Origin of the sequence: Micromonospora taraxaci (assembly GCF_007830095.1) — a bacterium.
Taxonomy (GTDB): Bacteria; Actinomycetota; Actinomycetes; order Mycobacteriales; family Micromonosporaceae; genus Micromonospora; species Micromonospora taraxaci.
Genome location: NZ_VIWZ01000001.1, coordinates 5,933,397 through 5,952,901 on the forward strand (window position 1 = coordinate 5,933,397; position 19,505 = coordinate 5,952,901).

General features: G+C 71.5%; 19 protein-coding genes. 2 read left to right on the forward strand and 17 right to left on the reverse strand.

Going from position 1 to position 19,505, the window contains the following annotated elements; translation table 11 throughout:
* Window positions 1-127 precede the first annotated feature (127 nt).
* From FHU34_RS26835 to truB, 7 genes are all read right to left on the reverse strand, one after another.
* Entirely contained in the window at window positions 128-598 is a 471-nt protein-coding gene (locus FHU34_RS26835; protein ID WP_145784998.1) for a GNAT family N-acetyltransferase, read from the reverse strand.
* A gap of 85 nt (window positions 599-683) precedes the next feature.
* On the reverse strand, window positions 684-1,451 hold the full coding sequence (dapB, locus tag FHU34_RS26840; protein WP_145784999.1) for a 4-hydroxy-tetrahydrodipicolinate reductase: 768 nt from the start codon (window positions 1,449-1,451) through the stop codon (window positions 684-686).
* A gap of 140 nt (window positions 1,452-1,591) precedes the next feature.
* Window positions 1,592-2,989, reverse strand: a complete 1,398-nt coding sequence (locus tag FHU34_RS26845; protein ID WP_145785000.1) for a M16 family metallopeptidase — start codon at window positions 2,987-2,989, stop codon at window positions 1,592-1,594.
* A 47-nt stretch (window positions 2,990-3,036) separates the two neighbouring features.
* Window positions 3,037-5,418: a polyribonucleotide nucleotidyltransferase gene (locus FHU34_RS26850; RefSeq protein WP_145785001.1), complete on the reverse strand. Its 2,382-nt coding sequence runs from the start codon at window positions 5,416-5,418 to the stop codon at window positions 3,037-3,039.
* 228 nt (window positions 5,419-5,646) lie between these two features.
* Window positions 5,647-5,916: a 30S ribosomal protein S15 gene (gene rpsO / locus FHU34_RS26855; protein ID WP_030337594.1), complete on the reverse strand. Its 270-nt coding sequence runs from the start codon at window positions 5,914-5,916 to the stop codon at window positions 5,647-5,649.
* A gap of 190 nt (window positions 5,917-6,106) precedes the next feature.
* Entirely contained in the window at window positions 6,107-7,036 is a 930-nt protein-coding gene (locus FHU34_RS26860) for a bifunctional riboflavin kinase/FAD synthetase (protein ID WP_145785002.1), read from the reverse strand.
* Window positions 7,037-7,092: 56 nt separating this feature from the next.
* On the reverse strand, window positions 7,093-7,977 hold the full coding sequence (gene truB, locus FHU34_RS26865) for a tRNA pseudouridine(55) synthase TruB (RefSeq protein ID WP_145785003.1): 885 nt from the start codon (window positions 7,975-7,977) through the stop codon (window positions 7,093-7,095).
* A gap of 199 nt (window positions 7,978-8,176) precedes the next feature.
* On the opposite strand from truB, the gene FHU34_RS26870 reads away from it, so the two are divergent.
* Both FHU34_RS26870 and FHU34_RS26875 read left to right on the forward strand, forming a co-directional pair.
* On the forward strand, window positions 8,177-8,479 hold the full coding sequence (locus FHU34_RS26870; RefSeq protein WP_145785004.1) for a hypothetical protein: 303 nt from the start codon (window positions 8,177-8,179) through the stop codon (window positions 8,477-8,479).
* Window positions 8,480-8,489: 10 nt separating this feature from the next.
* A complete protein-coding gene (locus FHU34_RS26875; protein WP_145785005.1) occupies window positions 8,490-9,467 on the forward strand; it encodes a hypothetical protein in 978 nt (325 codons plus the stop codon).
* A 9-nt stretch (window positions 9,468-9,476) separates the two neighbouring features.
* Here FHU34_RS26875 and FHU34_RS26880 read toward each other — a convergent pair whose 3' ends face one another.
* From FHU34_RS26880 to rimP, 10 genes are all read right to left on the reverse strand, one after another.
* Window positions 9,477-10,799 carry an MATE family efflux transporter gene (locus FHU34_RS26880; protein WP_145785006.1) on the reverse strand — a complete coding sequence of 441 codons (1,323 nt, stop codon included), beginning with the start codon at window positions 10,797-10,799 and terminating at the stop codon, window positions 9,477-9,479.
* 587 nt (window positions 10,800-11,386) lie between these two features.
* Window positions 11,387-11,596 (reverse strand): DUF6186 family protein, encoded by a 210-nt coding sequence (locus FHU34_RS26885; protein WP_208745211.1) that lies wholly within the window; start codon window positions 11,594-11,596, stop codon window positions 11,387-11,389.
* Entirely contained in the window at window positions 11,596-12,003 is a 408-nt protein-coding gene (locus FHU34_RS26890; protein WP_088990968.1) for a hypothetical protein, read from the reverse strand. The genes FHU34_RS26885 and FHU34_RS26890 overlap by 1 nt, the downstream gene beginning before the upstream one ends.
* 101 nt (window positions 12,004-12,104) lie before the next feature.
* Complete coding sequence (locus FHU34_RS26895; protein ID WP_423436756.1) at window positions 12,105-13,163, reverse strand: DHH family phosphoesterase; 1,059 nt, start codon at window positions 13,161-13,163, stop codon at window positions 12,105-12,107.
* Entirely contained in the window at window positions 13,160-13,651 is a 492-nt protein-coding gene (gene rbfA, locus FHU34_RS26900; protein WP_145785008.1) for a 30S ribosome-binding factor RbfA, read from the reverse strand. Before rbfA ends, FHU34_RS26895 begins: the two co-directional genes overlap by 4 nt.
* 126 nt (window positions 13,652-13,777) lie before the next feature.
* Window positions 13,778-14,074: a DUF503 domain-containing protein gene (locus FHU34_RS26905; protein ID WP_145785009.1), complete on the reverse strand. Its 297-nt coding sequence runs from the start codon at window positions 14,072-14,074 to the stop codon at window positions 13,778-13,780.
* 90 nt (window positions 14,075-14,164) lie between these two features.
* Window positions 14,165-17,182, reverse strand: a complete 3,018-nt coding sequence (gene infB, locus FHU34_RS26910) for a translation initiation factor IF-2 (protein ID WP_145785010.1) — start codon at window positions 17,180-17,182, stop codon at window positions 14,165-14,167.
* Window positions 17,183-17,275: 93 nt separating this feature from the next.
* A complete protein-coding gene (locus tag FHU34_RS26915; RefSeq protein ID WP_145785011.1) occupies window positions 17,276-17,608 on the reverse strand; it encodes a YlxR family protein in 333 nt (110 codons plus the stop codon).
* A gap of 16 nt (window positions 17,609-17,624) precedes the next feature.
* The gene (nusA, locus tag FHU34_RS26920) at window positions 17,625-18,668 is read right to left on the reverse strand and encodes a transcription termination factor NusA (RefSeq protein WP_145785012.1); all 1,044 of its coding nucleotides are present in this window, start codon (window positions 18,666-18,668) and stop codon (window positions 17,625-17,627) included.
* On the reverse strand, window positions 18,665-19,354 hold the full coding sequence (gene rimP, locus FHU34_RS26925; RefSeq protein ID WP_145785823.1) for a ribosome maturation factor RimP: 690 nt from the start codon (window positions 19,352-19,354) through the stop codon (window positions 18,665-18,667). The genes nusA and rimP overlap by 4 nt, the downstream gene beginning before the upstream one ends.
* Window positions 19,355-19,505: the final 151 nt, after the last annotated feature.

Here is a 19,505-nt window from a genome sequence, read left to right on the forward strand (position 1 = left end):
CCCCTGCCCCGACCCCCTGCCCTCCCGGACCGCGTCGATCATGAAGTTGTCGTCACCTGACGCGGCGTGTCGTGACGATAACTTCATGATCAACGGGCTCAGGGGTGGGCGGGGTGGGGTCGGGGAGTTAGGGGCGGAGTTCGGTGATCAGCTCTTCGTCGTCTACCGCGCCGGTGGGGTGGAAGCCCAGGGATTCGTAGAGGGCTGCTGCTGGGGTGTTGTCGGGGTGGTAGGAGAGACGGACCGGGGGGTTGCCCTCCCGGGTGGCCAGCCAGGGGGCCAGCGTCTGCACCGTCGCCCGACCGACGCCTTGGCCCTGCTCGGCGGCGTCGATCAGCATTCCGCCGATCCAGTGCGAGCCGTCGTCGTCCACACCCCACATGACGTGCCCGACGACGGTCTCGTCGGCGTAGACGGCCAGGGAGTTCCACACCTCGGAACGGGTGCTCAGCAGCAGGTAACGCGCGCCCAGTGCGGCCACGAAACGGCGTTGGTCGTCGCGCGGGGCGACATCGGCCACCGCCCGCCAGTTGTCGTCGTCGACCGGCCGCAGCGTGACCCGCCGCCCGCTCCGGTCAAGGTGTCCCGAATCGATCATCCGGCGGATGCTACCGGCCGGCGCTCCGAAATCGTGGACAGTTTTCCGTCAGCGCGAACGGAAGCTGTCCACGATCTGCGCGGGCTCAGTCGAGCAGGGCGTCCAGGCCGACGGTGAGGCCGGGACGGTTGCGCACCGCGCGGACGGCCAGCAGCACACCGGGCATGAACGACACCCGGTCGTACGAGTCGTGCCGGATGGTCAGCGTCTCGCCGGTACCGCCGAACAGCACCTCCTGATGGGCGACGAGCCCGGTGGCGCGTACGGCGTGGACGCGTACCCCGTCGATGTCGGCGCCGCGCGCACCCGGAACCTCGTCCTTGGTGGCGTCCGGCACCGGTCCGAGGCCGGCCTCGGCGCGGGCCCGGGCGATCTGCCGGGCGGTGTGCGTGGCGGTGCCACTCGGGGCGTCCAACTTGCGCGGGTGGTGCTGCTCGATGATCTCGACGGACTCGAAGTGCCGGGCGGCCCGCGCGGCGAACTGCATCATCAGCACCGCGCCGATGCCGAAGTTCGGGGCGATCACCACGCCCAGCTCGGGCTTGTCGGCGAGCCAGCCGCGCACCTGCTCCAGCCGCTGCTCGGTGAAGCCGGTGGTGCCGACCACCGCGCTGATGCCCTGGTCGATGCACCACTTCAGGTTGCCCATGACGACGTCCGGCGTGGTGAAGTCGACGACCACCTCGGCGGTGGCGACGGCGGAACGGTCGTCGCCCTGGTCGATCGACGCCACCAGGGTCAGGTCGTCGGCGGCGTCGACCGCCTTGCAGACCTCGACGCCCATCCGGCCACGGGCACCAAACACGCCGACCCGCACCAGCCCGGCGGGGGTCTTCTCCTGCTCGTCAGTCACGGGGCACAACCTATCCCAATCGGGACGTGCCCCTCGGGCCGGATCGGGTCCGCTCCACCGCCCGGGACGACCAGGCCGAAAGGGCTCCGCGCGCGCCTGTGTCGAAGCCCGCGGCGGGACGACCAGGCCGCGCCGCGATCTCAGACTGCGAAGTCGCCCTCGCCGAAGGGGCCCACGACGGCAAGCGACATCGGTCGGCTGAGCAGCTCGGCGGCGAGGGTGTTCACGTCCTCCACGGTCACCTCGTCGACCCGACGGAGCAACTCGTCGACCGGCATCAGGTCGCCGTAGAGCAGCTCACCCTTGGCCAGCCGACTCATGCGGGAACCGGTGTCCTCCAGGCCGAGGACGAACGAGCCCTTGCTCATCCCCTTGCCTCGGGCCACCTCGGCCTCGGTCAACCCTTCGGCGGCGACCCGGGCCAGCTCGGCGCGGGTCAGAGCCAGCACCTCGTCCACCTTGCCCGGCGCGCAGCCGGCGTAGACGGCGAACAGGCCGGTGTCGGCGTACTGGCTCGCGTAGGAGTAGACCGAGTACGCCAGGCCGCGCTGTTCGCGGATCTCCTGGAACAGGCGGCTGGACATGCCGCCGCCGAGCACGTTGTTGAGCACCCCGAGAGCGAAGCGCCGCTCGTCGAGGCGGTCGATGCCGGGGCAGCCGAGGATGACGTGCGCCTGCTCGGTCTCCTTCGGCTCCACGACGGTGGTCGCCGGCTTGGTGCGTACCGCTGGCGTCGCCGCGCGGTACGGCGCCGGGGTGGCCGGGTCGCTGTCCAGGGGGGTGCCCCGCACCGCCTGGCGGACCAGCTTGACCACTGTGGCGTGGTCGAGGTTGCCGGCGGCGGCGATGACGATCTGCGGTGCCGTGTAGCGGCCCCGGTAGAAGTTCTGGATCTGCCGCCGGGTCATCGGCGTGACGGTCTCCGCGGTGCCGGAGATCAGCCGGCCCAGCGGGTGGTCGCCGTAGACCGCCTGGACGAAGAGGTCGTGCACCTCGTCACCGGGTTCGTCGTCGTGCATGGCGATCTCTTCGAGGATCACGCCGCGTTCGGTCTCGACGTCGGCCGGTTCCAACAGCGAGTCGGCGACCAGGTCGCACATCACGTCGATCGCCAGCGGCAGGTCCTCGTCCAGCACGCGGGCGTAGTAGCAGGTGTATTCCTTCGTGGTGAAGGCGTTGGTCTCACCGCCCACCGCCTCGATCTGCGAGGAGATCTCCAGGGCGTTGCGCTTGTTGGTGCCCTTGAAGAGCAGGTGTTCGAGGAAGTGCGCGGCGCCGGCCTGCGGGCCGGTCTCGTCGCGGGAGCCGACCGCCACCCAGATGCCGAACGAGACGCTGCGCATCGCGGGGATCGCCTCGGTGAGCACGCGCAGGCCGCTGGGCAGCACGGTACGTCGTACCGTGCCGCCCAGCGGGTCGTCGCTGAGCGTCCGGGTCACCGCGCGGGTGGTGCCGCCGGAGCGGCCCACCCCTGCGGCCCGAGAAGGGGCCACCCCCCGTCGATCCGGCGGAAACGGCGCACTGAAGGCCCGACTCACGTGTTGCTCCCGGTTCGACGAGGGGTGGGTGTCGCAGGTGCTACTGGTCAGCTGTGCCGGGTCCGGCGGCGCGGACGCTCGCCGCCCTCGCCACCCTCGCCGCCGCCGCCCTCGCCGCCACGCTCCGGGCCACGCCCGCCCCGGTCGCCGCCACGCTCACGGTCACCGCGGTCACGCGGAGCCCGGTCGCCACGGTCACGACCAGCGGGGCGGTCGCCACCGGCAGCCTCACCGGCGGCCGGCGCCTCGGCGCCCTCCGGACGGACCTTGTCCAGGTAGATCTTGCCGCGGGCGTCGATGTCCGCGATCTCGACCTCGACCCGGTCGCCGACGTTGAGGAAGTCCTCGACGCGCTCGACCCGCTTGCCGTCGCCCACCTTGGAGATGTGCAGCAGGCCGTCGCGGCCCGGCAGCAGCGAGATGAACGCACCGAACGCGGCGGTCTTGACCACCGTGCCGAGGAACCGCTCGCCCTGCTTCGGCAGCGTCGGGTTGGCGATCCCGTTGATCCGGTCGACGGCCGCCTGGGCCGACGGGCCGTTGGTGGCGCCGACGTAGATCGTGCCGTCGTCCTCGATGGAGATCTCGGCGCCGGTCTCGTCCTGGATCGCGTTGATGGTCTGACCCTTCGGGCCGATCACCATGCCGATCTTGTCCACCGGGATCTTGACGGTGGTGACGCGCGGGGCGTAGTCCGACATCTCGGCCGGAGCCTCGATCGCCGCCTTCATCACACCGAGGATGACCTGCCGGGCCTCGTTCGCCTGCTGCAGCGCGGCAGCCAGCACGTCCGACGGGATGCCGTTGAGCTTGGTGTCGAGCTGGAGCGCGGTGACGAACTCCGGGGTGCCGGCGACCTTGAAGTCCATGTCACCGAACGCGTCCTCGGCACCGAGGATGTCGGTCAGCGTCACGTACTGGGTCTTGCCGTCCACCTCGTCGGAGATGAGGCCCATCGCGATGCCGGCGACCGGCGCCTTCAGCGGGACACCCGCGGAGAGCAGGCCCAGCGTCGACGCGCAGACCGAACCCATCGAGGTGGAGCCGTTGGAACCGAGGGCCTCGGACACCTGGCGGATGGCGTACGGGAACTCCTCGCGCGTCGGCAGCACCGGGATCAGCGCGCGTTCGGCGAGAGCGCCGTGGCCGATCTCGCGACGCTTCGGCGAGCCGACCCGGCCGGTCTCACCGGTCGAGTACGGCGGGAAGTTGTAGTTGTGCATGTAACGCTTGCGGTTCTCGGGGGACAGCGTGTCCACCATCTGCTCCATGCGGAGCATGTTCAGCGTGGTGACGCCCAGGATCTGGGTCTCGCCCCGCTCGAACAGCGCCGAACCGTGCACCCGGGGCAGCACGCCGACCTCGGCGGTCAGCGCCCGAATGTCGCGCGGGCCACGGCCGTCCATGCGGACCTGCTCGCGCAGCACGCGGTTGCGCACCTCGGACTTGGTCAGCGACCGGAAGGCGGCGCTGAGCTCCTTCTCCCGACCCTCGAACCGACCGCCCAGCTCCTCGGCGACCCGGGCCTTGACCCGGTCCAGGGCCTCCTCGCGGTCGGCCTTGCCGGCGATGGTGATCGCCTCGGCCACGTCGCCGCGGGCGAACTCGGCGACGGCGTCGTACACGTCGTCCTGGTAGTCCAGGAAGACCGGGAACTCGGTGACCGGCTTGGCGGCGACCTCGGCCAGCTCGCTCTGCGCGCGGCACAGCTCACGGATCGCCGGCTTGGCGGCCTCCAGGCCGCTGGCGACGATCTCCTCGGTCGGGGCGGTGGCGCCGGCCGAGATGAGGGCGACGGCGTTCGGCGTGGCCTCGGCCTCCACCATCATGATGGCGACGTCGCCGTCCTCGAGGGTGCGGCCGGCCACGACCATGTCGAAGGTGGCACGGGCCAGCTCCTCCAGGGTCGGGAAGGCGACCCACTGGCCGTCGATGTGGGCGACGCGGGTCGCACCGATCGGGCCGGAGAACGGAAGGCCGGAGAGCTTGGTCGACATCGAGGCGGCGTTGATCGCCACGACGTCGTACGGGTGCTGCGGGTCGAGCGCGAGGACGGTCTCGACGACCTGGACCTCGTTGCGCAGGCCCTTGACGAAGGACGGGCGCAGCGGCCGGTCGATCAGGCGGCAGGTGAGGATCGCGTCCTCGCTGGGCCGGCCCTCACGGCGGAAGAACGAGCCGGGGATACGGCCCGCGGCGTACATCCGCTCCTCGACGTCGACGGTCAGCGGGAAGAAGTCGAACTGCTCCTTCGGGTGCTTACCGGCGGTCGTGGCGGAGAGAACGACCGTCTCGCCCAGCTGGGCGATGACGGAACCGGCGGCCTGGCGAGCCAGCCGGCCGGTGGAGAAGGTGATCTCACGGGTGTCGAAGGACCCGTTGTCGATCACGGCGGTGCGGGATTCGGTGCCGAGTTTGGTCTCGGTCATGTGCTGTCGTGCTCCTTCGCGTCGTGGGCCCACGACATCGGGGAGCTGCTCAGCCGGCCGGTCTTCGATCGAAGCGCCCGGGGTGCCGGCATGTTGCCGGGGTTCCCGGGGGCCACTACCGGAGACCGGTACGCTGACCGGCTCCCTCTCGGGTGGTCGCGCGGCCCATGTTTCTTCTGGTGGGGACGCGGTACGGGGGAGCGACCGGTCGGCCACTCCCCCGTCACGTCACCGGCGCAGGCCGAGCCGCTCGATGAGCGACCGGTAGCGGGCAATGTCCTTCTTCTGGACGTAGTTGAGCAGCCGACGGCGACGGCCGACCAGCAGCAGCAGCCCACGGCGGCTGTGGTGGTCGTGCTTGTGCACCTTCAGGTGCTCGGTCAGCTCGGCGATCCGCTTGGTGAGGACCGCGACCTGGACCTCCGGCGAACCGGTGTCGCCCTCGGCGGTCGCGTACTCCGCGCGGATGCTGGCCTTGGCTTCCTGGTCGAGCGCCATGTTCTCCCTGTTTCGATGGGTTGATCAAAGTAGGTTGTCCGTCGTCCCGATGGACCGGGAACGGACCGGTACCTCGCACCCGCGGCGTCGAGCAGGCACGCGAGGCCCCACGCCGGTCACCCGACGTCCCGGCAAGACTACCAGCACTCGCCGGTAACACCCGGCCAAGGGCCGCCGCCGGGCCCGCCGATCAGGCCAGGGCGTGCCGGGTGCGCTCGACGTCCTGATTCATCTGGGCGATCAACGGCTCGATCGAGTCGTACCGGACCTGGCCGCGCAGGTGCGCCACGAAGTCCAGGGCCAGGCGCTCGCCGTACAGGTCGCCGGAGAAGTCCAGCGCGTACGCCTCGACCCGCCGCTCCCGGCCGGAGAAGGTTGGGTTGGTGCCCACGGACACCGCCGCCATCAGTGGCTCACGTTGCCCGCGGCGGATCAGCCGGGCCGCGTACACCCCGTCGGCGGGCACCGCCGCGTACCTGTGGCAGAGCAGGTTGGCGGTGGGGAAGCCAAGCTCCCGGCCCCGCTGGTCGCCGCGGACCACCACTCCCTCCAGGCGATGGGGGCGGCCCAGCGCGGCGGCGGCCGCGCCCACGTCACCCGCGTCGACGCAGGAGCGGATGTACGTGGAGGAGAAGACGGTGCCGTCCTCGGCGACCAGCGGGCCGCCCTCCACGCCGAACCCGAAGGTGCGGCCCAACTGCTCCAGCAGCGCCACGTCGCCGGCCGCCCGGTGCCCGAAACGGAAGTTGGCACCGACCACCACCAACGTCGCGTGCAGGTGCTCGACCAGGACGTCGTGCACGAACTGTTCGGCCGGCAGCCGGGAGAACTCCGGGGTGAACGGCACCACGCAGAGCACGTCCACGCCGAGTGCCTCGATCAACTCGGCCTTGCGGGCCGGTTCGGTGAGCACCGCCGGGTGCGAGCCGGGCCGGACCACCTCGGCCGGATGCGGGTCGAAGGTCACCACCACCGACTGCACGCCCAGCTCCCGGGCTCGGGCCACGGCGTGCCCGATGGTCGCCTGGTGCCCCTTGTGCACGCCGTCGAAGACGCCGATGGTGACGACCGAACGCCCCCACCCGCCGGGCGCCGCGTCGTACCCCCGCCACCGCTGCATGCCGCTCCTCCCCTGCTGTCCCGCCGGCCGGGGGCCGGCGGACCTGCGCCCCGCCGTCAGGCCGGGGCGAGCACGATCTCCGCGCGGGCCCGCCCGTCCCGCTCGCTGACGATAGCGATCAGACCGCCGGCGGGTCCGAAGACGGCGTACGGCCCGGTGAGGCCGGCCGGGTCCAACGGCCCGCCGTGGGCGAGCACCCGAGCCTCCTCGGGCGTGGCCTCCCGACGCGCGAAGAAGCGGTCGGCTGCCGCGTCCAGCGGCAGGTTCACCACCTCCGGGGCGCGCTGCTCCAGCTCGTCGAGGGTGGCCGCCTCGGCGAGGGTGAAGCCGCCCACCGCGGTCCGGCGCAGCGCGGTCAGGTGTCCGCCGACACCGAGCGCGAGGCCCGCGTCCCGGGCGATGGCCCGGATGTACGTGCCGGAGGAGCAGGTGACGTCCACGTCCACGTCCACCAGGTCCGGCTCGGTGCGGCGGATCGCCAGCACCTCCAGGCGGGAGATGGTGACCCGCCGAGCGGGCAGCTCGACGCTCTCCCCCTCGCGGACCCGCTTGTACGCGCGCTGACCGTTGATCTTGATGGCGCTGACCGCGCTCGGTACCTGGTCGACCTCACCGCGCAGCGGTGCCAACGCCGAGCGGATCGCGTCGTCGGTGAGATGACCGGCCCGAGTGCTGGCGATCACGTCGCCCTCGGCGTCGTCGGTGATGGTGGCCTGGCCGAGCCGGATGGTGCCGGTGTAGCTCTTGCCCGCGCCGATCACGTAGGTCAGCAGGCGGGTGGCCCGGCCCACACCGATCACCAGCACACCGGTGGCCATCGGGTCGAGGGTGCCACCGTGGCCGACGCGTCGGGTCTTGGCCAGCCGGCGGATCCGCGCCACCACGTCGTGCGACGTCATGCCGCCGGGCTTGTCGACGACGATCAGACCATCGGTGCTCACGTCGGCCAAGCCTGCCAGACGGCCCGTACCGCGCGGTGCGTGGGCACGCCCGGCGTGACCGGAGCCTCCGCCCAGGCGGCCTGAGCGGTTGGCCGGGATGCGACGTCGATCCGGCGGTTTGTCCGGCGGGACAGCCGCCGACCGAAACGGGTGCGAAGATCATCTGCCCGCTGACCGCGCCCCGAGATCAGGACCGCCGATGACCTCCGACCGACCTCCGGGCCACGAGCACCGCGCCCGGGTCGACCTGCCGCAGTGGATGCGGGAGCCGACACCGAAGCGGCGGACCCCGGCACGCTACGTCGACGACCTGATCGAGGGCTGGCCGCCGCTACGGACTGCCCGCCGGGCGGTGTGGCACTGGCGCAGCCGGAGCCGATGGGGCGAGTCGCATCCGAACATCGTCGCCGTGCTGTCGTTCGTCGTGGCCACGGTCATCGGCACCGCGTTGGTGACCGGCGCCTACTATCTGCTCGCGCTGGCCACCAGCGGCGAATACTGACGGAGAAACCGTGACTGACACATCGTCGAACGAGCCCACACCGACGGGCCCGGCAGACCCACCACCACCGCCACCCGCTGCGGTAGCCGAGGTCAACCCGGTACGCCTGCCCGAGTGGATGCACTCGGCACAGACCGAGCACCAGCCCACCGGCTGGGACCGGGTCCGCTTCTTCTCCGCCCGGCACAACGGCGCACTGCTGGTCGGCCTCGGGCTGGTCCTGGCCCTGCTGATGGTTGTCGGCGGCGGGCTGCTGGTCACCCACGTCGCTGGCGGCACGACCGCCGCACCGTCCGGCGATCCAGGTGAACCGCGGGACCTGTTCGCTGACACCCCCGCCGCCTCCTTCGCTCCCGCCGAGGAAGCCGTGGTGCTGCCGACGGCGAACGCCACCGGCCCGTTCAGCGCGGCTGAGGTACGTGCCGCACTGGAGTCGGTACGCGAGGCACTGATCAAGGGCCGGGTCGACTCCTCGATGCTGCTGGGAAACCGGGTGCCGTTCCTCGCGCTGTTCGGCCCGGACGCCGCCAAGCAGGTCGGCCCATACTTCAGAGACGGCGGCTTCCTGAGTTTCGCCACCCGGATTTCGACACCTGAGAGGTGGGACGACACCCGGGCGAACGGGCGGATCAGCTACCGGGCCACCGAGGAAGACGACATCCGGCTGCTGGAGGTGACGACGGAGTTCGTCTGGGCGTACTCGTTCAAGGTGGACGTGCGGGCGCCGGCCGGTGCGGGCGTGGTGGTGATCCGCGACAAGGTGATCTGGCAGGTGCCGCACACGGGTGACGTGCAGGCCGCCAGCCAGGGCCTCTGGCTCGCCTCGGCAGACGCCGTGAGCTGGAACCTGCGATGCGACGGGCTGCGTGACGGCTGGGTGCAGGAGCAGACGTGGAGCGCCGACCGGCATCTGGACCAACTGCCGGCGGGTGACCCGGGGACCATCTTCGACCTCGACGCGCCCCCGCCGACCACCACCCGCTGCTGATCGAGCCGGTCAGCGGACCGCGCCGACCACCGCCCACCTGCCGTTGCGCAGGCGCAGCAGCAGAGCGACCAGCCGGATCACCACGAACACTGTGAGCCCGGCCCAGATGCCGCCCAGCCCCAGGTCGAGGGCGTACGCCAGCCAGATCGCGGGCAGGAAACCACCGAGCGCCGCCACGATGGTGAGGTTGCGCAGGTAACGCACGTCACCAGCGCCGATCAGCACGCCGTCGAGGGCGAACACCACCCCGGCCAGCGGCAGCATCACGACGAACCACGGCCACGCGACCATGGCCTGCTCCCGTACCCCCGGGTCGGAGCTGAACCATGTCGGCACCACGCCGGCGCCGGCGGCGACGAACAGCGCGAACCCGACGCCGCAGATTCCGCCGAGCAGCCCGATCCGGCGGGCGAGCGCCCGCGCGCCCGCGTCGTCGCCGGCACCGAGCGCGGCACCCACCAGCGACTGCGCGGCGATGGCGAGGGCGTCGAGCACCAGCGCGGTGAAGAACCAGAGTTGCAGGGCGATCTGGTGGGCGCCGACAGCGGCGGCGCCGAAGCGCGCGGCGACGGCGGTCGCGGAGAGGAAGCTCGCCTGGAACGCCAGCCCTCGGATCAGCAGGTCCCGGCTGAGCACCAACTGCTGGCGGATCACGCGGGGTCGGGGCCGCAGCGACACCCGTTCGGCGACCAGCGCGGCGGCGAAGAGCGCACCGCAGAGGGTCTGCGCGACGACGTTGGCCACCGCCGAGCCGATCAGGCCCAGCCCACCGGGGTAGACCAGCAGCGGGCACAGCACCGCGGAGAGCAGGTTGGGGCCGAGCACGAAGTACAGCGGGCGGCGGGTGTCCTGCACGCCGCGCAGCCAGCCGTTGCCGGCCGCGGCGAGCAGCAGGCCGGGGGCGCCGAGGGCCGCGATCCGCAGCCAGTGTGCGGCGGCGTCGGCCACGTCGCCAGCACCACCGGCGAGGGTACGCGCGAGCGCGGCTCCGCCGAACTGCATGCCGATCGCGATCACCAGACCGACACCGAACGCCAACCAGGACGACTGGACGCCCTCGGCCACAGCGGCGGCCCGGTCTCCCGCGCCGAAGCGGCGGGCCGCACGCCCGGTGGTGCCGTACGCGACCACGGTGCCGACCCAGGCGGTGAGCGTCATCACCGTGCCGCCGACGGCGAGCGCGGCGAGTGGCACCCGGCCGAGGTGACCGACCACCGCCGTGTCGACAAGCACGTAGAGCGGCTCGGCGGCGAGCACCACGAGGGCCGGCAGGGCGAGGCTGGCGATCCGGCGCGGCGAGACGGATCGGTCGGTTGTGGCGGTCTGGCTCATCGCCGCCGATCCTGGCACGACCGCAGTAAGGATCGCAATCCCGCCGACTGCTTACCTCGTCGGCAAGCTCCCCCAGCGGGTGGCGCTCAGGGTCGTCGTCACGTCCCGCGCAGGACCTGCCAGCGGGCAGTCGGGGTGTCGGCCTCTCTGGTCAAAGGCACACCAGGAAGCGTCCGCCCCTGTCCGACCGCACCGACCAGAGGGATCAGCGTTGGCCCGGTCGGGTCACTGGCGTGTGTCCATCGACGTCTGCAGCGCGCGGCGAGCCTGCTCACGGGCGTCGTCGGTGGTGGTCTCGGGCTTGGGCTTGTTCGGCACGGTGGTGGTCCTTCCAGGGAGCGAGCCACCGACACACGGTGGCCCTCACGGGCGGTCCTGCTGAGCGCCCCACGGCGGTCCGGGGTTACCGGAGCAGCCGCCTGGGCAGCTTGAGCCCGGGTCGGTCCGACCCTGGAGGGAGGCAGCACGAGGTGTGGCACCACCACCCATGACCTGCACCGCCACGCGGCGCCGGCCCTCTCCCAAGTTATCGTTCAGGTCCATATGCTGCTCACGGTTCCCGCCATCTGGACGGTCGGCAACCCGGCTCAACGGGCCAGGAAGTGCCATCCCAGCCACCACCAGAACCCGAACAGACCGATCCGGCCCACCGGCACCAGACCGACCTCGTAGCGCATCACGTACGCGCAGACCTCGCCGAGCGTGGGGATCCGGGAGCCCTCCCGCCGGGCCATCCACTCGACCACGGCGAAGAGCACCAGCGCGGCCAGGAAGCCGCCGATCGCAAGCGCCCGCATCATCGCCGCACCAGCCCCCAGAAGGCCGCCAGCCAGGCGAACCAGGCCGCCGAACGAGTCAGCTGATCTTCCAGGAGAGGGTCGGCGAGCCGGGAGAAGGTCGGGAAGTCATCACCGGCGGCCAGCACGAAGGTCGCACCCTCGAAGACGCCGAAGACCACCACCGGCACCGCCCACCAGGCGGCTCCCGCGCCCAGACGGCGCGGCGCCGGTCGCCGAGGCACGCGGTTGCTCAGACCGAGCCAGATCAGCACCCCGCCGGTGCCGAGGGTGAACAAATTCGCCTCGGTGGAGAAGGAGGCGAACCGACCACCGACCAGCGACAGGCAGACCAGGACGGGAACGGAGACGGCGGGCCGGTCCCAGGCGCGGGGGGCCTCCACGGTGAGGTCGTGCGGCTGCTCCATCCCGCAATTCTTCCCGGTCTCACGGAGCGCGGGAAGACCGACACTCCCCGGAGCTGACCCTGATCTTCGGGCTTGGCGGATCGATGGCGGTAAACGCCGCGTCAGCTCGTGGGCTGGACCAGCGCCCCGTCCAGTTGGTCACGGATCGACTCGACCACCTGCTCGACGGTGCCCCGACCGGTGAAACCGGCCGCGAACGTGTGACCACCGCCGCCCAGCGCGACCGCGACCCGGCTGACGTCCACAGCGCCCTTGCTGCGCATCGACACCGCCCACTCGCCCGACGTGGTCTGCTTCAACACACAGCCCACGTCCGCCTCGGCGGTGCAGCGCACCGAGTCGATCAACGCCTCCAGCACGTACGGCCGCTGGTCGTGTCGGGCCAGGTCGTCCAGGGTGGCGAAGGTCCAGACGAACCCTCGGCCAGCGGCGGCGGTCGGCTCCAACTGGGCCCGGCCGAGCACCTCACCGAAGAGACGGACCGCGCCGAAGGGCCGGGTGTCGAACACCCGCCGCGAGATGTCGCCCGGCGAGATGCCGGTGGCCAGTAACCGGGCGGCCATCTCGTGCACCGCCGGGGTGGTCGCCGCGAACCGGAACGAACCAGTGTCAGTGGTCAGGGCCACGTAGAAGCACTCGGCGATCTCCCGATCGACCACAACCCCGAGCCGGGCCAGCAACCGCTCAGCCACCACCGACGTCGCCGCAGCGCCCGGATCCACAAGGTTGACAGTGCCGAAGCCCGGGTTCGAGGCATGGTGGTCGAGCACCAACGCCGCACCCGCCGACGACAGCCGCCCGGCCAACTCGCCGAGACGCGACTCGCTCGCCGCGTCGAAACAGATCACCAGATCGGGTGCGGGGTCCGCCGCGTCGGCCGGGACCAGCAGCTCAAGACCGGGAAGCCCGTGCAACGGCTCCGGCACCTCCGGCGGCCCGGGGAAGGTCGCCTGCACCTCGCGTACGCCGAGCTGCCGCAGGCCCAGCGCGAAGCCGAGCATGCTGCCCAGGGCATCGCCGTCCGGGTTGACATGACAGATCAACAGCACCCGGGCGCCCACCGGGAGATCCCGCAGCAGCGCCTCGGCCGCAGCCCAGTCCGCCTCGGTGGGGACAACCCCGGCCGCCCCGGTCAGCGGGGCGCTGGTGGCGCTGGTCACCGCGTTTCCCCACCCCGCGGGGTCTCCTTGACGTCGGAGACCTCGTCGGCCTCGTCCGTCTCGTCGTCCTCGTCGTCCACCCGGTAGGGCTGGGCCTCGCCCGCGTACTTCGCCTGGGCGGCGAGCCGCTGCACCTCGGCGTCGGCGTTGCGGGCGGCGGCGAGCAGGTCGTCGATGTGCTTGACCTGGTCCTGCACGTCGTCGAGGACGAACGCCAGGGTCGGCGAGTGCCGAAGCCCGAGCGCCTTGCCGACAGTGCTGCGCAACATCCCCTTGGCGCTCTCCAGCGCGGCGGCCGTGTCCGCCTGGGCCACCGAGTCGCCGAGCACCGTGTAGAAGACCGTCGCGTCGCGCAGGTCAGCGGTTATCCGGGCGTCGGTGATGGTGATCATCCCGAGCCGCGGGTCCTTGATCTGGCTCCGCACCACCGACGCGACCAGCTCACGCACCCGCTCGGCGTGCCGGCGTACCTTGGCCGGATCAGACATCTCGCCACCTCCACGGCGTCCTGCTCCCGGTCGACCCGGCGACCCGGAGGCCGCCGGCCGACCGGCCAACATCTCGAACACTACCTTCGCGGCCGCACCGGTCGCCCGGCACAGCCGGCACCGTGGTCAGTCGTCGTCCACGCCGTACAGCCGGCGTCGAACCGACAACAGCTCGACCTCGGGACGGCCGGCCACCAGGCGCTCACAGGAGTCGAGCACCTCGCGGACGTGCACTGTCTCGGCGGCCACCACGGCCACCGCAATCTGCGCCCGACCGTGCAGGTCGAGCGCTCCCACCTCGGCAGCCGACACCTCGAAGCGGCGCAGCGCCGCCACGATCGGCCGTACATATGATCTCTTGGCTTTGAGCGACCGGGAGTCGCCCGGCAGCAGCAGGTCGAAGACCGCGGTTCCGGTGAACATCGCCCCGGACGATACCGCCAACCCGCCCCGCATGATCAAGGGGTTTACGCCGTTCGGCGTAAACCCCTTGATCAGCGTGTCACTGCCGGATCAGGCGCGAACCTTCTCCCGCATCTCGAAGGTCTCGATGACGTCGCCGACCTGGACGTTGTTGTAACCACCCAGGGTCAGACCACACTCGAAGCCCTCGCGGACCTCGGTGGCGTCGTCCTTGAACCGCTTGAGCGAGGTGATCGTGAGGTTGTCCGCCACGACCGTCCCGTCCCGAAGCAGTCGAGCCTTCGCGTTGCGCCGGATGATGCCCGACCGGACGATGCAACCGGAGATGTTGCCGATCTTGGACGAGCGGAAGACGTCGCGGATCTCCGCGGTGCCCAGCTCGGCCTCCTCGTACTCCGGCTTGAGCAGGCCCTTGAGCGCTGCCTCGATCTCCTCGATGGCCTGGTAGATGACGGTGTAGTACCGGATCTCCACGCCCTCGCGGTCGGCCATCTCACGGACCTTGTTCGAGGCCCGCACGTTGAAGCCGATGATCGTGACCGGCTCGGACGAAGCACTCGCGAGCATGACGTTGCTCTCGGTGATCGCGCCGACGCCCCGGTCGAGGACCTTGAGCTGAACCTCCTCGGGGATGTCGAGGTTGAACAGCGCGTCCTCCAGGGCCTCCACCGAACCGGAGACATCGCCCTTGAGGATGAGGTTGAGCGAGGTCTTCTCGCCCTCCTTGAGCTGCTCCATGAGCGTCTCGAGGGTGGCCCGACCACGGGAGTTGGCGAAGGACGCCGCCCGCCGCCGTGCCTGCCGCTGCTCGGCGATCTGCCGCACCGTGCGGTCGTCCGCCGCGGCGAGGAACGTGTCGCCCGCGCCGGGAGGCGCGGTCAGACCCAGCACCATGACCGGACGCGCCGGCCCAGCCTCGGAGAGCTGGTTGCCGTTCTCGTCGAGCATGGCCCGGACCCGGCCGTGCGCCCCACCGGCGACGATCGAGTCGCCCGCCCGCAGGGTGCCCTTCTGCACCAGCACCGTCGCCACCGCACCGCGGCCCTTGTCCAGGTGCGCCTCGATGGCCACACCCTGCGCCGGCCCGTCGATCGGAGCGGTCAGCTCCAGCGACGCGTCGGCGGTCAGCAGGACGGCCTCGAGCAGCTCCTCGATGCCGATGCCCGGCTTGGCGGCCACGTTGACGAACATGGTCTCGCCGCCGTACTCCTCGGCGACCAGGCCGTACTCGGTCAGCTGCTGGCGAACCTTGTCCGGGTTGGCATCCGGCTTGTCGACCTTGTTGACCGCGACCACGATCGGCACGTCGGCCGCCTTGGCGTGGTTCAACGCCTCGATGGTCTGCGGCATCACACCGTCGTCGGCCGCGACGACCAGGATCACGATGTCCGTGACCTGGGCGCCACGAGCACGCATGGCGGTGAACGCCTCGTGACCCGGGGTGTCGATGAAGGTGACCGCCCGGTCCTCGCCCTCGTGCGGGACGTGGACCTGGTACGCACCGATGTGCTGGGTGATGCCACCCGCCTCACCGGCAACGACGTTCGCCTTACGGATGGCATCGAGCAGCTTGGTCTTACCGTGGTCGACGTGACCCATGACGGTCACCACCGGCGCACGGCTGACCAGACGCTCCTCGGCCACCTCCGCGTCGAGGTCGATGTTGAACTGCGCGAGCAGCTCGCGGTCCTCGTCCTCCGGGCTGACGATCTGGATGTCGAAGCCCAGGTGCTCACCCAGCAGGTGCAGGGTGTCGTCAGAACAGGACTGGGTCGCGGTGACCATCTCGCCCAGGTTGAACATCTCCTGGACCAGCGAACCCGGGTTGGCGTTGATCTTGTCGGCGAAGTCCGACAGCGAGGCGCCACGGGAGAGCCGGACGACCTGACCCTGACCCCGGGGAGCACCCGAGCTCATGGTCGGAGCCGACAGGTTGTCGAACTCCTGTCTGCGCTGCTTCTTGGACTTGCGACCGCGCGTCGGCCGGCCACCCGGACGCCCGAAGGCACCCGCGGCGCCGCCGCCACGGCCACGACCGCCCGCACCCGGACGACCGCCGCCACCGGCCGGACCACCCGGACGGAAACCGCCACCGGGAGCACCGCCACCGCCGCCGGGACCGCCACGGTAGCCACCGCCACCGCCGGCACCCGCGCCGCCACCGGGGCCGCCGCGGTAACCGCCACCGCCACCGGCGCCACCGCCGGGACCGCCACGGAAACCACCGCCACCGCCACCGGGACGACCTGCGCCGCCACCGGGACGACCAGCGCCACCGGGACCGGGACGACCGGCAGCCGGGCGCTGGCTCGGCATGGACGCCGGGCTGGGCCGCGGCGGCATCGAGTTCGGGCTCGGCCGCGGCGGCATACCCGCCGGGGTGTTGGGCCGGGGACCACCCGCACCAGCGGCCGGAGGCCGCTGCTGCTGGCCACCCTGGATGCCGAACGGGTTGTTACCGGCGCCGCGCGCCGGCGGGCGACCACCCGGTCGGGCACCCGGACCCGGAGCAGGCGTGCTCGGGCGAGCTGCCGGCGAACCGGGACGGGGCGGCATCGCGGCCGGACCCGGCCGAGGGCCGGGACGGTTGCCGCCGTCTGCCGGGGGCTCCCGGCGAACGGGGTTCTCCCGCTGCTGCTGACGGGCGGCCTGCGCGGCCTTGACCGCGGCCTCCTGCTCAGCCTTCAGCGCGGCGGCACGCGCCTCCGCGGCCGCCACCTCGATGTCGTGGGCGCTCGCCGGCTTGGCGACCGGAGCCGGCGGCTGCGGCGCAGCAGGCACCGGACCCTTCGGCTTCGGGCCGGGCACCGGCGCGGCCGGCCGCCGAGGCGGCATCGGCTTGGCCGAGACCCGGGGCGCGCCCGGGGTCGGGGACGTCGTCGGGGTCGGATTGGAAGCCGGCGTCGACGCGGGCGCCGACGGGGCAGCCGCTGCCGGAGCACCGGCGGACGCGACGAATGCGTTACGCAGCCGCCGGGCGACGGGCGCCTCGACGGTGCTCGACGCGGACTTCACGAACTCGCCCATTTCCTTCAGCTTGGCGAGAACGGTCTTACTCTCGACCCCGAGCTCTTTTGCAAGCTCGTGTACGCGGGCCTTGCCTGCCACTGCACTCCTCACTCCGAGGTCGTGCGGGCAGCACCCGCAGCGACCTCACTCGTGCACTTGAAGCCTGGTCATTTCAGGGACTTCATCGTGTGCTCATGTCGGTCGTCCTACCCTGCTAGCGACCCTCGCCCGGTCGGGCTGACCGGACGTAGTGGTTGGCGCATCGACGTGCTCCGCCAGCACACCGTGGTCGAGGACCTCGGTGATGCGCAGCGCACGCCCGAAGGCGCGGCGCCGCACCGCCAGCGCGAAGCAGGCCGGATCCGGGTGCATGTTCGCTCCCCGACCCGGCAGCCTGCGAAGCGGATCAGGCCGGAGGCTGTGACCAGCCTCGTCCCTGACCGCGACTATCCGCAGCAATTCGCTGGCCGGCGCACGTTGTCGGCAGCCCACACAGGTGCGCTCCGGCTGCGTGCGTCGTACCACTGGAAGAAGTCTACCCCTAGCCGCCGGAGATCGCTCCGCCCGGCTCCCGCACGTGATCGGCTCCCGCACGCGCGGCCGGGGCGCTCTGCTCCGCGTCGGAGCGAATGTCGATCCGCCAACCGGTCAGACGGGCAGCGAGTCGGGCATTCTGCCCCTCCCGGCCGATGGCGAGCGAAAGCTGGAAGTCGGGAACGGTCACCCGGGCAGCTCGACCAGCCAGGTCGACCACCTCGACCCGCAGCGCCTTGGCCGGCGACAACGCGTTACCGACGAAGGTGGCCGGGTCGTCCGACCAGTCAATAATGTCGATCTTCTCGCCGTGCAACTCGCTCATCACGGCGCGCACCCGCTGGCCCATCGGCCCGATGCAGGCACCCTTGGCGTTGACGCCGGGGGTCGTGGAGCGCACCGCGATCTTCGTACGGTGACCTGCCTCACGGGCGATCGCGCCGATCTCCACAGTGCCGTCGGCGATCTCCGGGACCTCCAGCGCGAACAGCTTCTTGACCAGCGCCGGGTGCGACCGGGACAGGGTGATCTGCGGCCCGCGCATGCCCTTGGCCACGTGCACCACGACACAGCGGACCCGCTCACCGTGGGCGTACCGCTCGCCGGGCACCTGCTCGGACTGCGGCAGCACGCCCTCCAGTTTGCCCAGGTCGACGCTGACGATGCCCTTCTCGGTACGCGTCTCGTGCGCCTGCACCACGCCGGTGACCAGGTCACCCTCGCGGCCCACGTACTCACCGAAGTGCACCTCGTCGGTGGCCTCCCGCAGACGCTGGAGGATCACCTGCTTGGCGGTCATGGCGGCGATCCGGCCGAAGTCGTGCGGGGTGTCGTCCCACTCCCGCACCAGGCTGCCGTCGGAGTCCATCTCCTGCGCGTACACCAGGGCTGCGCCGGACTTGCGGTCGATCTCCACCCGGGCGTGCGGCTCGGCGCCGTCGGTGTGCCGGTAGGCGGTCAGCAACGCGGTCTCGATCGCCGCGAGAATCGTGTCGAACGGGATCTCCCGCTCGCGCTCGAGTGCGCGCAGCGCCGCGAGGTCGATGTTCACCTCTCCTCGTCCTCCACATCATCTTCGTCGTCGATGTCGTCTGAATCGTCGATCTCGTCTGAATCGTCCGCGTCGTCGAACTCGTCGTCCGCCTCGCCGAGCTCGGCGAGGCGGGTGAACTCGACCTGCACGCGACCCGGGCCCAGCTGGGCGTACGCCCAGGAGGTCCGGCCGTCCTCGGTCTCCAGCTGCACGCCCTCGTCGTCGGCCGCGACCACCCGGCCGGTCAGCAGGCGATCGCCGGCGGGCTGCTCGCCGCGCTGGCCGGGCAGCGCGGTCGCGCCCCGGACGGTGACCTTGACGAGTCGGCTCACGTTGCGCCGCCAGTGCCGGGGCAGGGTGAGCGGCCGGTCGACGCCCGGCGAACTGACCTCGAGCTGGTATTCCCCGGCCACGATGTCGCCACCGGTCTCCTCCGCGGCGTCCAGCGCGGCCGAGACCGCCCGGGAGACGTCCGCGACGGCGTCCAGGTCGATCCCGCCGTCGGCGTCCACCATCACCCGCACCACGTGCCGACGACCGGCCCGGGAGACCGACAGGTCCTCCAGGTCGTAGCCGGCGTCGTTGACGACGGGCTCGATCACCTCTCGCAACCGGGCACGTCGCCCGGCGAGGTCACCACCGCGGGGACCCGCGGCAACGCGGGGCCGACCTGTCGGCCTGGTGGCACGGCCACGCTGCGTCATCTCCGCACCCTTTCCCTGGTCGACGGTGGTGGGTCTTCCCGCCATGCCGGCACGCCACCGGAGCGGACACGCCGGTGGCTGCGCAGAGCGTAACGCGCCTGCCCGGCGGCGGGCCGGGCGGCGCACCGACGCCGGTGGCCCCTGGACCGGC